12 protein-coding genes are annotated in these 15334 nt (G+C 41.6%); all 12 read left to right on the forward strand.

Annotation, left to right across the window (positions count from 1 at the left end):
* Positions 1-7 precede the first annotated feature (7 nt).
* Complete coding sequence (locus NAF01_RS09340) at positions 8-1372, forward strand: flagellar assembly protein A (protein WP_197248054.1); 1365 nt, start codon at positions 8-10, stop codon at positions 1370-1372.
* A 6-nt stretch (positions 1373-1378) separates the two neighbouring features.
* Positions 1379-1690, forward strand: coding sequence for a hypothetical protein (locus NAF01_RS09345; protein WP_197248056.1), 312 nt, complete (start codon positions 1379-1381; stop codon positions 1688-1690).
* 9 nt (positions 1691-1699) lie between these two features.
* Positions 1700-2299 (forward strand): DUF6115 domain-containing protein, encoded by a 600-nt coding sequence (locus NAF01_RS09350; protein WP_197248058.1) that lies wholly within the window; start codon positions 1700-1702, stop codon positions 2297-2299.
* Between the two features lie 147 nt (positions 2300-2446).
* On the forward strand, positions 2447-3148 hold the full coding sequence (gene rpsB / locus NAF01_RS09355) for a 30S ribosomal protein S2 (protein WP_035329011.1): 702 nt from the start codon (positions 2447-2449) through the stop codon (positions 3146-3148).
* Positions 3149-3338: 190 nt separating this feature from the next.
* Entirely contained in the window at positions 3339-4220 is an 882-nt protein-coding gene (tsf, locus tag NAF01_RS09360) for a translation elongation factor Ts (RefSeq protein ID WP_197248060.1), read from the forward strand.
* A gap of 135 nt (positions 4221-4355) precedes the next feature.
* A complete protein-coding gene (pyrH, locus tag NAF01_RS09365; protein ID WP_163145104.1) occupies positions 4356-5081 on the forward strand; it encodes a UMP kinase in 726 nt (241 codons plus the stop codon).
* A complete protein-coding gene (frr, locus tag NAF01_RS09370) occupies positions 5081-5638 on the forward strand; it encodes a ribosome recycling factor (protein ID WP_076255829.1) in 558 nt (185 codons plus the stop codon). The genes pyrH and frr overlap by 1 nt, the downstream gene beginning before the upstream one ends.
* A 354-nt stretch (positions 5639-5992) precedes the next feature.
* A complete protein-coding gene (locus NAF01_RS09375) occupies positions 5993-6772 on the forward strand; it encodes an undecaprenyl pyrophosphate synthase (protein WP_076255831.1) in 780 nt (259 codons plus the stop codon).
* A 16-nt stretch (positions 6773-6788) separates the two neighbouring features.
* Positions 6789-7583 (forward strand): phosphatidate cytidylyltransferase, encoded by a 795-nt coding sequence (locus tag NAF01_RS09380; protein WP_048008993.1) that lies wholly within the window; start codon positions 6789-6791, stop codon positions 7581-7583.
* Between the two features lie 288 nt (positions 7584-7871).
* Positions 7872-9014, forward strand: a complete 1143-nt coding sequence (gene dxr / locus NAF01_RS09385; protein WP_197248062.1) for a 1-deoxy-D-xylulose-5-phosphate reductoisomerase — start codon at positions 7872-7874, stop codon at positions 9012-9014.
* A gap of 94 nt (positions 9015-9108) precedes the next feature.
* Complete coding sequence (gene rseP, locus NAF01_RS09390) at positions 9109-10371, forward strand: RIP metalloprotease RseP (RefSeq protein ID WP_197248064.1); 1263 nt, start codon at positions 9109-9111, stop codon at positions 10369-10371.
* A gap of 493 nt (positions 10372-10864) precedes the next feature.
* Positions 10865-15175 carry a PolC-type DNA polymerase III gene (locus NAF01_RS09395; protein ID WP_197248066.1) on the forward strand — a complete coding sequence of 1437 codons (4311 nt, stop codon included), beginning with the start codon at positions 10865-10867 and terminating at the stop codon, positions 15173-15175.
* Positions 15176-15334: the final 159 nt, after the last annotated feature.

Here is a 15334-nt window from a genome sequence, read left to right on the forward strand (position 1 = left end):
AATCAGCATGGAAAATCTATTTCAACTTTTAGTTGATGCTCACGGTTTATCTGCATGGATACAGCCGATAGATATTGATGAACTGGATGGAACTGTCCAGCCTGAAATGATTCATAAACTGCTTGCTGATGAAAAGGTCATTTTTGGTGTGAGCAAAGAAGTAATTCAGAGAATCTGCAAAGATCCGTTCTCAGTGGAATATCCCATACCAATAGCAAAAGGAGTTCCTGCAGAAAACGGCAGTGATGCATATCTATTAAATGAAGCCTCTTTTGACTGGAAAACGGGCAGAAAGGGATTTAATTTCAGAGATGTACTCCATATCCCATCTGTTACACAGGGACAGCTCCTGGCATCTGTTATTCCTGCTGCCCCCGGTGCTTCCGGGAAGAATATTTTTGGCAAGCGGATACCGGCAAAGGATGGAAAGCCTTTAAGAGTCAAGGCAGGAAAAAGTGTTTTCGTAAATGGCGGCAAATATTATTCGCTATTAGATGGACAGGTTAGTTTCACTCAGAACAGCATTTCTGTGAATCCGGTGTTTGAGGTTAAAGGAGACCTTGACTTGAAGACCGGGAATATTAATTTTGTCGGGTATGTTGTGATTCGCGGAAATGTTCCTGCCGGTTATGAGATTATAGCCGGAGGTGACATCATTGTTGCTGGTCTTGTTGAAGGTTCTTTCCTGCAGGCGGATAATAACGTGCTTGTTACTGGCGGAATTTCAGGCAGTCATAAAGGTTCAGTTATATCAGGAGGTTCTGTTCAGGCAGCATACCTGAATCAGGCAAATGTGAAGGCAGAACAGGACGTTATTATACAAAAGTCAATCCTGCACAGCTATGTTCAAGCTGTAGGAGCCATCAGGTGCAGAGAAGCATTGGTTATTGGAGGAAAACTTCAGTCCGGGTCCGACATTGAAATCAAAGAACTGGGCAATCACTTATATACTAAGACAGAGCTTCTTGCCGGAAACGACTCCAATGTGGATAACGCTGAAGAAGATCTATTAAATGAATCAGCCAAACTTCACGAATCCATCAAAAAGCTTGATAGTATCGAAGGCAGACTGATAGAAATGGCAAAGCTGACAGGAAACCTGACAGAGGAACAGAGAATAATTATTCTCAAGCAACGGGCTACAAAAGCTCATTTGCAGAATAAATTGAGCAAAATAAATGAAGATCTGGCTGAATTGGAAAGAGAAAAAGAAGAAAAAATGAATGCTTCAATTCTTATTTACGGGCAGATCTATCCTAACACTGTAATTCACTTTGGAAAGTATTCAAAAGTGATCCGGCAAACTGTCAAATCTTTAAAGTTTCATTTCCTAAAAGGAGAAATAAGAAGTGAGCAGTTATCAGGGGTGTGATCTGGGATGACTTTGAAATCAATAGAACTTCAGATAGCACTGCCTAGAACGTTCGAAGCAGGTAAAATTCAGGATCAGCTTCAGCAGAGGGGACAGACCATTAGCGGGTTTGCTGCCGACAGTACCCGGGAAAATGCTGAAAAGCAGCGGAAAACTGTGGTAAAACAGGAGCATAAACAAAATGTCAATCTTGGCAATGATGACAGTCAAAGACAAAAAGAGGCCGGGGAACATGATAGGAAAGAAGATCAAAAAAAAGACAGCAATGACAGACAGAACCATCCTTACAAAGGGAAGGTTATTGACTACAGCGGATAGAGGGATATCATGACAGCTTTTCTATTAGCTCTAAGCCTGTTATTAAATATTGTAGCCTTATTAGCCATTATCCTGCTTTATTTGCGTCAGAATAAACTAATGGATACAGAGAAAAGACAGGAAAAAGTGCTTATTGAAATGGAAGAGGTTATATCAGCGTACCTTGTTCAAATGAAAGAAGAAAACGATGATTTTATTAGCAAACTTTCGAAGGCCAATGCGAAAAACGATACTTCTATAAAAGAGAAAAGCATCCCGGTAAATTTGGACAGAAAAAATGAACTAGATATAGCTAAAGCAGATGAGAAATCAATGCCATTAGCCAGAGCATCCATTTACCAGGCATCTAAAGCCTACAAACAAAATTTGAGGGCAGCAGAGGATAAATTGAGTGAAAAAGAACGCTTACCATCCTTAAAGGAAAATGAATCTGTCACACAGTCAGATAGCAGTCAGTCAATTAAGGAAGAAAATCCTTCATCAATATATGATCAAGTATTTATTCTGAAAAAACAGGGAATGAGTGCGGGGGATATTGCCAAAAAATTAGGCAAAGGGAAGACAGAAGTCGAGTTAATGCTTAAATTTCGTCAAAATCAGCAAGAATAGCTTGATTGTGAAAAACACTTATGCTATATTAACAAATGGTGTTAATACACACGCTTATGGATTTAGCCGGATGGTGCTGTTCACATGCAGTTGCCGGCTGAAAATGATATAGGCGGAGGAAATAAAAACCATTAGGAGGAAACACAAATGTCAGTAATTTCAATGAAGCAATTGCTTGAAGCTGGTGTGCACTTCGGACACCAAACACGCCGCTGGAACCCTAAGATGAAGAAATATATCTTCACTGAGCGTAACGGCATCTACATCATCGACCTTCAAAAGACTGTTAAGAAGGTAGAAGAAGCTTACAACTTCGTTAAGGAGCTTGCTGGAAACGGCGGTACTATCCTTTTCGTAGGAACTAAGAAACAAGCTCAAGATTCCGTTAAAGAAGAAGCTATCCGTTCTGGTATGTTCTATGTTAACCAGCGCTGGTTAGGCGGAACTTTAACAAACTTTGAAACAATCCAAAAGCGTATTTCGCGTTTAAAGGATATCGAAAGAATGTCCGAAGATGGAACTTTCGAAGTTCTTCCTAAAAAAGAAGTTGTTCAATTGAAGAAAGAGCAAGAGCGCTTAGAGAAGTTCTTGGGCGGAATCAAAGACATGAAGAGCCTTCCAGATGCTCTATTCATCATTGACCCTCGCAAAGAGCGCATTGCTGTTGCAGAAGCACATAAATTAAACATCCCTATCGTTGGTATCGTTGATACTAACTGTGATCCGGATGAAATTGATGTTGTAATCCCTGCAAACGATGATGCTATCCGTGCTGTTAAATTATTAACAGGCAAGATGGCAGATGCTATCCTTGAAGCTAAACAAGGTGAAGAAGTTACAACTGCTTAATAGAAAAGCGGACGCGCCCTGGTGCGCTGGAGCTGTACAGCTCTAAGGTGCTTTTTTCTTGATTTTAAAGAAGGTGATAAGAGGGAGCACCCTTTATCACCTTTTTTTAAAGAAAAGGCAAAGTTTAGTTTTCTATACAGTAATAAATGGTAAAGATATTATTACATAACTCATTAAGGAGGATCTCATAATGGCAATTACTGCTCAAATGGTTAAAGAACTTCGTGAAAAAACAGGCGCAGGCATGATGGACTGCAAAAAAGCTCTTCAGGAAACTGAAGGTGATATGGAAAAAGCAATCGACTTCCTTCGTGAAAAAGGAATTGCTAAGGCTGCTAAAAAAGGTGACCGTATCGCTGCAGAAGGTCTTACTTCTGTAAAGGTTGACGGAAACGAAGCCGTTATCCTTGAAGTAAACTCTGAAACAGATTTCGTTGCTAAAAACGAAGGATTCCAAACACTTGTTAAAGAAATCGCAGAACACTTACTTTCTGCAAAGCCGGCTTCAGTAGAAGAAGCAGCTGGACAAACTATGGCTAACGGTGCTAATTTAGAATCTCACATCAATAGTGCGATTGCTAAAATCGGAGAAAAGCTTTCTCTTCGCCGCTTCGAAATCAAAACAAAAACTGACAGCGACGCATTTGGTGCGTACCTTCACATGGGAGGACGCATTGGTGTGCTAACAGTTCTTGAAGGAACAACTGACGAAGATGCAGCGAAAGATGTTGCAATGCATATTGCAGCCCTAAACCCTAAGTATGTATCCCGTGATGAAGTTTCACAGGACGAAGTAGAGCGCGAGCGTCAAGTATTGACTCAGCAGGCTCTTAACGAAGGCAAGCCGGAAAACATCGTTGCAAAGATGGTTGAAGGCCGTCTTGGCAAGTATTTCGAAGATGTTTGCGTAAACGACCAGGCTTTTGTTAAAAACCCTGATCAAAAAGTTGGCAAATTCGTTGATTCTAAAGGCGGAAAAATCCGTGAGTTCGTTCGCTATGAAGTTGGAGAAGGCATCGAAAAGCGTGAAGACAACTTCGCTGAAGAAGTAATGAACCAGGTTAAGAAGTAATATTTTATAGTAATAAATCAGCTATGATTCAGGGAACACTTTGTGTTCCCTGTTTTTCAAGAATAGGATAGATTGTAAATGCAGCAATAGCGTCTTTAAGCGCTTGAGCTTTTTATACTACATATGGAGGTTCTTATGAGCAGCCCAAAATTCAAACGCGTGGTCTTGAAATTAAGTGGAGAAGCTTTAGCAGGAGAGCAAGGTTTCGGAATTAATCCTTCAGTGATTAAATCAATTGCTGCACAGGTGAAGGATCTGGCTGAGCTAGGTGTCGAGGTTGCTGTTGTAGTTGGCGGCGGAAACATTTGGCGAGGAAAGATCGGAGAAGAAATGGGTATGGACAGAGCAAATGCAGACTATATGGGTATGCTTGCAACTGTTATGAACTCATTGGCATTACAGGATAGCCTCGAGAATCTTGGAGTGGAGACGAGAGTTCAAACCTCAATCGAGATGAGACAGGTTGCTGAACCGTACATCCGCAGAAGAGCCATCCGCCATCTCGAGAAAAAGCGGGTTGTAATCTTTGCTGCGGGAACCGGAAATCCTTACTTCTCTACTGATACTACAGCAGCATTGCGAGCTGCAGAAATTGAAGCAGAAGTAATTCTTATGGCGAAAAACAATGTGGATGGCGTCTATTCAGCTGATCCGCGTGTTGATAAAAACGCAAAGAAATACGATGAACTTTCCTATCTTGATGTATTAAAAGAAGGATTGGCAGTAATGGATTCTACAGCATCATCTTTATGCATGGATAACAACATTCCGTTAATTGTATTTTCAATCATGGAAAAAGGCAATATTAACCGCGCCGTAATGGGTGAAACAATCGGAACTATCGTTAGGGGGAAAAAATAATGCCAAAACAAGTTATTTCAGATGCAAAAGAAAGAATGACTAAAGCAATTTCAGCTTATACAAGGGAGCTTGCGAGCATCCGTGCAGGTAAAGCCAACGCTTCTTTGCTTGATCGCATCACTGTTGATTACTACGGTGCGCCGACTCCTGTTAACCAGCTTGCCGGGGTGTCTGCTCCTGAAGCGCGCCTTTTAGTCATAACGCCTTATGACAAAACCATTCTGGGAGAAATTGAAAAAGCCATCCTTAAATCTGATATCGGCTTAAATCCCTCAAATGACGGCAGTGTAATTAGACTGGCTATTCCGCAGCTAACAGAAGAACGCCGTAAAGAGCTTGTTAAGGTTGTTAAAAAAGAATCAGAAGAAGCAAAAGTTGCCATCCGCAATGTTCGCCGCGATGCCAATGATGACCTGAAAAAGCTTGAGAAAAATGGAGAGATCACTGAAGATGATCTCCGCGGTTTTTCTGATGATATTCAAAAACTTACTGATGACCATATCAGTAAGATTGACGAATTAACAAAAGAAAAAGAAAAAGAAATCCTTGCAGTCTAATTTATTCTATAGTTAGAACCCTCTATCAATAGGGGGTTCTTTTACTCTTTAGGGCCATACATAATCTGATTTGGCGCTAAGGCGCCGACTCTGCTGTAATATACGAAGAAGGCAGATTCCTATCCTGAATTAACTTTCTGGTAACATACTCTTTTATAGAGATATATTTAATTATTTTTGGTATGATATTATCATGCGGAAAGAGGCAATATCATTATTTTACCATTAGAATAATCTCTAAAAGATACTATGACTGAATTTCAACTATCAATAAGCGGGAAAAAGCTCCTGCTGATTGAAGTTTCACACTTTGTCTTTTATCGGAGGATTAACCTATTTTAAAGGAGCAGACTTATGTTTGATAAAATGAAGTTATGGAAGTCCCAAAACAGTTCTTCCAATCTCCGAGAGAGAGTTGAAAAAATAAAAGAATTACAAATACCTGAGCATGTTGCCATCATTATGGATGGGAATGGCAGGTGGGCAAAAAAACGGGCGCTCCCAAGAGTTGCCGGCCATCATGAGGGAATGAAGGTCGTCCGAAAAATCACCAGATTTGCAAGCGATATTGGAGTGAAGACTCTAACCTTATATGCATTCTCAACTGAGAATTGGAAACGTCCTAAAATGGAAGTGGACTTTCTTATGAAGCTGCCAGAGGAGTTTCTGGGAACTTTCCTTCCGGAACTGATAGAAGAGAATGTGCAGGTAAGAATGATCGGCTATTTTGACCACCTGCCTGCTCATACGCGTAATGCAGTTTCCAAAGCGATGGAAGAGACAAAAAACAACACAGGACTGGTGCTGAACTTTGCATTAAATTATGGGAGCAGAGCAGAAATACTCGAAGCCGTCAGGCATGTCTTAAATGATTGCAAAAGTGGTATAATGAATGAAAATGAATTGAATGAAGAAAAATTCTCATCCTACCTCATGACAGGCGGGCTGAAGGATCCTGATCTGCTGATACGTACAAGCGGTGAAATCAGATTAAGCAATTTTATGCTCTGGCAGCTTGCATACACGGAATTCTGGTTTACGGATGTCTTATGGCCGGATTTCAATGAAGAGCAAATGCTTGAAGCCATTGAAGTATTCCAAAGCCGCCAGAGGCGTTTTGGAGGAGTACAATAAAGGTGTTGAAAATTGAATGAAACAGCGTATTATCACAGCCATTATATTTGGGGCAATCCTCCTGCCGATCATTATCATTGGAGGCATGCCAATCATCATCCTGGCATATTTGCTGGCATCCATTGCCCTATTTGAATTATTGAAAATGAGAAATTTAAGTTTATTCTCGATTCCAGGCATTATTTCTTTATTATTATTGTGGATTTTCCTTTTGCCTAGAGAATTTCAGTCAATCCTGGATGATATGAATTATACAAAAATTGAGGTAGCTCTTTTTGGGGTGCTTCTTTTCTTAACGTATACAGTTGCGACAAAAAACAAATTTACTTTTGATGATGTGGCTTTTTCCATTATGTCCACATTATATGTTGGCATTGGGTTTTATTATTTTATGGAAACCCGCTTCGCCGACCAAGGCCTGACCTATCTCTTTTTTGCACTTTTCCTTATTTGGGCAACAGATTCAGGTGCCTACTTTATAGGAAAAGCAATGGGAAAGAAGAAGCTTTGGCCTGAAATCAGTCCAAATAAGACCGTTGAAGGCTCGCTTGGCGGTGTAGCCTGTGCTCTTGCAGTTGCGGTGTTATTTATTATCTTTACAGATATTGATGAATCCCTGTTCGGGTTATTAGTAATTACAGCAATCCTGTCAGTGTTTGGGCAAATAGGGGATTTAGTAGAATCAGCATTAAAACGTCATTATAATGTAAAAGACTCAGGAAATATTTTGCCTGGTCATGGCGGAATCCTGGACCGTTTTGACAGTTTATTATTCGTCCTGCCATTGCTCCACTTTTTTCACCTGCTGTAAACATATTGGCTAAAGACCAGTATACATTTGGATACTAGATAATTGTTCAGCGCCAGCGCCAGCCACCTCGAGATCATAAGCCGTTCCTGCATAAATGCAAAAGAACGCATTTAAGTGGGTGAGGCTCATCTTATGCTTGTCGGGGGTGAGCGAGGCGCTTCCGCTTTTCTTATAGATCAGAATTTAGTGATTCTTAAGTTAAATAACTGTCTAGCTCCAGCGCCAACCCCCTCGAGGTCATTGTCGGGGTGGGCAAGACGCTTCCGCTTTTCTTATAAGGAGGAGACTATGAAATATATCAGTTTGATGGGGGCAACAGGGTCTATTGGAATACAGACCCTCGACATTATTAAGGAGCACCCCGAGGATTTTAAGCTGGCAGCCATGTCTGCCGGCAGGAATATAGATCTTGCCAGGAAGATTATATCTGACTTTCAGCCAGAACTTGTCTCACTATCAGAAAAAAGTTCCGCAGATATTCTTAAATCGGAGTTTCCCGGCATAACATTTACATATGGACATGAAGGTTTGATAGAAGTTGCCGTTTACAAAAAATCAGAAATACTGGTTAATGCAGTATTAGGCAGTGTAGGCCTTAATCCTACCCTGCAGGCGATTGAGGAAAAGAAGACAATCGCCATCGCGAATAAGGAAACCCTTGTAACTGCCGGCCATCTGGTCATGGAAGCAGCAAAGCGGAATGGTGTACCCCTCCTTCCTGTAGACAGTGAACACTCTGCTATTTTTCAATCTCTGCAGGGGGAAAAAGAAAAAAATATTGAAAGGCTTATTTTAACAGCTTCTGGAGGCAGCTTCAGGGACCGCTCCCGCAAGGAACTGGAAAATGTGACTGTCCAAGAAGCGCTTAATCATCCAAATTGGTCAATGGGAGCAAAAATAACTATTGATTCTGCCACTATGATGAATAAGGGACTTGAAGTTATTGAAGCACATTGGCTTTTCTCCATGGACTACAATAAAATAGATGTTCTTCTTCATAAAGAAAGCATTATCCATTCTATGGTGGAATATCATGACAGCAGTGTAATCGCACAGCTTGGCACACCGGATATGAGAGTACCTATACAGTATGCTTTAACATATCCTGACAGGCTCCCGCTGCAAACAGCAAAACGGCTGAATCTTGCTGAAATCGGCAAGCTCCATTTTGCAGAAATGGACTTTAATCGTTTTCGCTGTCTGAAATTTGCCTATGAAGCCGGAAAAGCTGGCGGATCAATGCCAGCCGTATTGAATGCTGCGAATGAAGCTGCTGTTGCTGCATTCCTGGATGGAAAGATTACCTTCCTGCAAATAGAAGATTTCATCGAAAGAGCACTGGGCAGCCATGACATCATCTCAAATCCAAATCTGACTGAAATTCAGGAAACCGATTTGGAAACGAGGAGATTTGTAAGCTCGCTTCTATAAGCTTGTGTTCAAGTGCTAAAAGTGCGTAACAGTTGATAAATTAATGCACTTACCAGCAGCAGTTGAACAACCTCTAAAAAAAGGTGGTTAAAACTTGAGTACAGTAATAGCCTTTATTGTTATTTTCGGGGCATTGGTATTTTTTCATGAACTCGGACATTTAATATTCGCAAAAAGAGCAGGAATACTCTGCCGGGAATTTGCCATTGGATTCGGGCCCAAGGTATTTTCCTTTAAAAAAGATGAAACAGTATATACGATTCGTCTTCTGCCCATTGGCGGGTTTGTCCGCATGGCCGGTGAAGATCCTGAAATGGTGGAAATCAAACCAGGCTACCGCATTGGCTTGATCCTTGATAAAAACGAGGAAGTAAGCAAAATTATATTGAACAACAAAGATAAGTATCCTGATGCAAGAATCGTTGAAGTTGAAGATGCTGATATTGAGCATACCCTTGTAATAAAAGGATATGTTGAGGGAGAAGAGGATGAGTCCATCCAAATTTTCAAAGTCAGCCGTTCAGCCGTACTGGTTGAGGATGGGACCGAAACGCTCATTGCTCCGTATGATCGTCAATTTGCATCAAAGACCTTGGGTCAGAGAACAATGGCGATTTTCGCGGGCCCAATGATGAATTTTGTTCTGGCTTTTATCGTTTTTGTTCTAATAGCCTTATTGCAGGGCATTCCAACAAATGAACCTGCCCTTGGCAAGCTGACTCCTGATGGTGCAGCTTATGAAGCTGGGCTAAAGGAAGGCGATATGGTTCAAAGTGTGGATGGAGCCGAAATTTCAAGCTGGTCAGATGTAGTGGAAATCATTAGAAAGAACCCAAGTGAAGAACTTGAATTTTTAGTGGAAAGAAACGGCCAGGAACATACTATATTGGTTACACCAAAGGTTCAGAATGTAGAAGGCGAAAAAATTGGAATTATTGGTGTTTATAGCCCGATGGAAAAATCTCCATTAAAGGCTATTACCTACGGAGCCAAGGAAACTTATTTCTGGACAAAAGAAATTTTTGTTATGCTGGGCAAGCTTGTCACTGGTCAGTTTTCAATTGATGCATTATCAGGCCCGGTAGGCATTTATGTTTCGACAGATACTGTAGCCAAATCCGGCATCTACTACCTGATGAAATGGGCAGGAATTCTAAGCATAAATCTGGGAATTATGAACTTGCTTCCAATACCTGCTCTTGATGGCGGCAGATTAATGTTTTTTGCAGTTGAGGCTGTACGAGGGAAGCCGATTGACCGCCACAAAGAGGGAATGGTCCATTTTATAGGATTTGCCCTTTTAATGCTATTAATGCTGGTGGTTACTTGGAACGATATTCAGAGATTTTTCCTGTAAAAAGCTAGTGCAACGCAACATTCCTGCATAAAAAATATGTGCAATATCCTTTAATTAGACGAAAAAACGGGTTCCAAAATGGAATCCGTTTTTTTCAATCACTATCTGATACGATATGTTATAATTAAGTCCGTCTGTTTTTTTAAAAGGCTGTTTGCGCAGATGCTGCTTTTTTTATATTATTTTTCTGAGTTAATTGGAGCGGAAGGTGCGAGATCCTCTAAAATGCTATCGCATTTTCTTCGTGCGGTGTTTTTTCGGGGAAGGTTATTCAACGTCCTGCGGGAGTAGCGGGACAGGTGAGACCCCGCAGGCGCGGAGCGTCGAGGAGGCTCACCGCCCGCCCCGCGGAAAGCGAGCAGCCTGGAGCGGAAATCAACGGACAACATTGAAAGAGAAAAACAACAATTTATACGGAAAAAGCCTTTTATAATTACTTAAAAAAAATTCAACTTAAAATAGAAACCAAGATTATTGGATGGGAGAGAGAAAGATGAGCGAACCTTCTAGATTTCAGCTCTTGCTCCAGCAGATGCAGCTAACTGAAGATGCCTTTGTGCAGCACTTTCATGATGCCCAAATCGAAAGGGTCATAGTCGAAAGACAGTCACGGAAATGGCATTTTTATTTTGCCTTTCCAAAGATATTGCCTTGCAGTGTATACAGCCGTTTTACAGATCAGCTGGAAAAAACATTTTCCCATATCGCAGAAATTTCATATAGCATCTCCGTCAGAAATCAGGATTTTACTGAACAGCTTGTACTTGAATACTGGCATAACTGCATTAAAGAAATGGATGGCATGGCGCCGCCGCTATTAAAGCTTCTGAATGAGCAGGTTCCTTCTGTACAGGGCAACAAACTTATCATTAAAGTCCGTAATGAATTGGAAGGATTGTCTATCAAGAAAAAGTATGCCGGCACTATTTCAGATGTGTTTCAAGTTTTTGGCTTTCCGGCCTTAACAGTTGATACAGAGATTTCTGCAGATGGTTCCAATGAAGAATATGAAAAATTCATGGAAGCCAAACGCAAAGAAGACCAGGAGCGTGGTATCCAGGCAGCAATCGAGATGCAGAAGAAAGAAGCGGAAGCTGAATCTGCAGATCACACAGCACCCAAGGGGCCTCTTACGATTGGTCTTACCATTAAAGATGATGCAGATTACCGCAAATTGATTGATATAGTAGATGAAGAACGCCGGGTAGCCATTGAAGGCTACGTGTTTGCTGCTGAGACAAGAGAGCTCCGCAGCGGCCGGACACTCTTAACTTTTAAAATTACGGATTATACCAGTTCCATTCTAGTAAAAATGTTTTCCCGGGATAAAGAGGATGCCGCTTTATACCAGCATATTCAAAAAGGGATGTGGCTAAAGGTCCGCGGAAGCATTCAAAATGATACATTTGTCCGTGATCTGGTAATGATCGGGAACGATATCAATGAGATTAAACCTATTCAAAGGCAGGATACATCGCCTGCTGAAGAAAAAAGGGTTGAACTTCATCTTCATACACCGATGAGCCAAATGGATGCTGTTTCATCTGTCAGTGCACTGGTTTCCCAGGCGAAGAAATGGGGCCATAAAGCAGTAGCCATTACAGACCATGCTGTTGCTCAGTCATTCCCTGAAGCCTATGGTGCCGGGAAAAAGAATGATATTAAGATCCTGTATGGAATTGAAGCAAATCTTGTGGATGATGGTGTGCCGATTGCTTATAACGATGCTCATCGCAAGCTTACTGAAGATACGTATGTTGTATTTGATGTTGAGACAACAGGTCTATCAGCTGTTTATGATACGATTATTGAACTTGCTGCAGTTAAGATTCATGATGGTGAAATCATTGATCGGTTTGAATCCTTTGCAAACCCTCATCACCCTTTATCCGCAACAACCATTAATTTGACTGGAATAACAGATGATCTTGTGGAGAATGCACCGGAAGTGGAAGAAGTCCTGAAGAAGTTCCATGAATGGACAGGAGATGCTGTTTTAGTAGCACATAATGCTTCATTCGACATGGGGTTCCTGAATGTCGGCTATAAAAAAATCGGTATTGGCAAGGCGCCAAATCCTGTAATAGATACTCTTGAACTTGCACGCTTTTTATATCCCGACATGAAAAATCATCGACTGAATACCCTTGCCAAAAAATTCGATGTTGAACTCACCCAGCATCACCGTGCTATCTATGATGCGGAGGCAACAGGCTATCTGCTACTTAAGATGTTAAAGGGTGCAGAAGAAAAAGGAATCGAATATCATGATCAATTCAATGATAATATGGGGCAGGGAAATGCTTATCAGCGTGCAAGGCCGGCCCATTGCACCCTGCTTGCACAAACAGAAACAGGTCTGAAGAACATCTTTAAACTCGTATCGATCTCGCATATGGAATACTTTTACAGAGTGCCTCGCATTCCCAGGTCAGTCCTTCAAAAGCATCGTGAGGGAATACTGGTTGGTTCCGGATGCGATAAAGGGGAAGTTTTTGAAGGCATGATGCAGAAATCCCCTGATGAAGTCGAAGATACAGCACAATTCTATGATTATCTTGAAGTGCATCCAAAGGCCGTTTATGCACACCTTTTAGAGCTTGAACTTGTAAGAGATGAAAAAGCGCTGGAAGAAATCATCAGTAATATTGTAAAACTGGGAGACAAGCTTGGTCTGCCGGTAGTTGCAACAGGAAATGTTCATTACCTGAATCCAAATGATAAAATCTACCGGAAAATCCTTGTTAATTCACAGGGAGGAGCGAATCCGCTGAATCGCCATCAGCTACCGGATGTTCATTTCAGGACTACCAATGAAATGCTTGACGCTTTTTCATTTCTCGGCAAAGACAAAGCGAAGGAAATTGTGGTAGAGAATACGAACAAAATAGCAGATATGATTGAAGAAATAAAGCCGATTAAAGATGATTTGTATACTCCAAAAATTGAAGGCGCAGATGAAGAGATGCGCAGCATGAGTTACGGAATGGCAAGAAGAATCTATGGTGATCCGCTTCCTGAGATTGTTGAGGCGCGCCTTGAAAAAGAACTTAAGAGTATTATCGGACATGGTTTCGCGGTTATCTATCTGATCTCTCATAAACTTGTAAAAAAATCACTGGATGATGGCTATCTGGTTGGTTCCCGTGGATCTGTGGGATCCTCCTTTGTTGCGACTATGACCGAAATAACGGAGGTAAATCCGCTGCCGCCTCATTACGTTTGCCCGGAATGCAAAACATCCGAGTTTTTCAATGACGGGTCAGTGGGCTCCGGCTTCGACCTGCCTGATAAAGATTGCCCGAGCTGTGGAGCTAAATATAAAAAGGATGGACATGATATTCCGTTTGAAACGTTCCTTGGTTTCAAGGGAGATAAGGTTCCCGACATTGACTTGAACTTCTCTGGGGAATACCAGCCAAGAGCCCATAACTATACAAAGGTGCTATTCGGCGAGGATTATGTATATCGTGCGGGAACAATCGGTACTGTTGCCGATAAGACAGCTTATGGTTACGTCAAAGCATACCAGAACGATAATAATCTGCAAATAAGGGGTGCGGAAATTGACAGGCTCGCTTCCGGCTGTACAGGGGTGAAGCGGACAACCGGACAGCATCCGGGCGGTATCATTGTTGTGCCGGATTACATGGATATTTACGACTTTTCGCCAATTCAGTTCCCTGCAGACGACCGGACATCTGAATGGAAAACAACCCATTTCGACTTCCATTCCATTCATGATAATCTATTAAAACTTGATATACTGGGTCATGATGATCCGACTGTTATTAGGATGCTTCAGGACCTGAGCGGAATTGATCCAAAAACCATTCCCACAGATGACCCTGAAGTAATGAAGATTTTCAGCGGGCCGGAATCACTTGGTGTGACTGAAGAGCAAATCATGTGTAAAACCGGAACACTCGGCATACCCGAATTTGGTACGCGCTTTGTCCGCCAGATGCTCGAAGATACGAAGCCGACCACTTTTTCAGAGCTTGTGCAGATTTCAGGTCTTTCTCATGGTACTGATGTTTGGCTCGGAAATGCCCAGGAATTAATCCATAATAATATTTGTAACCTAAGTGAAGTTATCGGCTGCCGTGATGATATAATGGTTTATTTAATCTATCAGGGCCTGGAGCCTGCTTTTGCTTTCAAAATCATGGAATCGGTCCGTAAGGGTAAAGGCCTGAGCGATGAGATGGAAGAGGAAATGAGAAAGAATGAAGTGCCTGAATGGTATATTGATTCCTGTAAAAAGATTAAATACATGTTCCCAAAAGCCCATGCAGCTGCTTACGTATTAATGGCTGTCCGGATTGCGTACTTTAAAGTGCACCATCCGCTTCTTTACTATGCAGCATATTTTACTGTCCGTGCAGAGGACTTTGATGTGGATGCAATGGTAAAAGGATCCCAGGCGATCCGTGCACGCATTGAAGAAATCAATGCAAAGGGACTTGATGCTTCAACAAAAGAAAAGAACCTGCTAACTGTAATGGAACTGGCTCTGGAAATGAATGAAAGGGGCTTTAATTTCCAAAAGGTGGACTTATACCGCTCAAGCGCAAGTGAGTTTATCATTGATGGAGATTCTTTGATACCGCCGTTTAATTCCATTCCGGGCTTGGGTACAAATGCAGCATTTAATATAGTAAAAGCAAGGGGAGAAGGGGAATTCCTCTCGAAGGAAGACCTGCAGCAGCGCGGAAAAGTGTCGAAGACGATTATCGAGTATCTCGATAACCACGGCTGCCTGGAATCCCTTCCGGAACAAAACCAGCTTTCTCTATTCTAAAAATAAGGCCAGCGAATGGTCCAAACCCTTCTGCTGACAGCTATTCCATTTGCATAAAAAAATTGGTTATGGTATAGTTTTATTGGAAATACTAAGAATAACTCTCGCAAAAGGAAGAGTGGGGCAACCCACTCTTTCGTGTTGTGTACGGTTTTTTCT

Source organism: Cytobacillus firmus, from assembly GCF_023657595.1.
In the GTDB taxonomy this organism is placed as follows: Bacteria; Bacillota; Bacilli; order Bacillales; family Cytobacillaceae; genus Cytobacillus; species Cytobacillus firmus_B.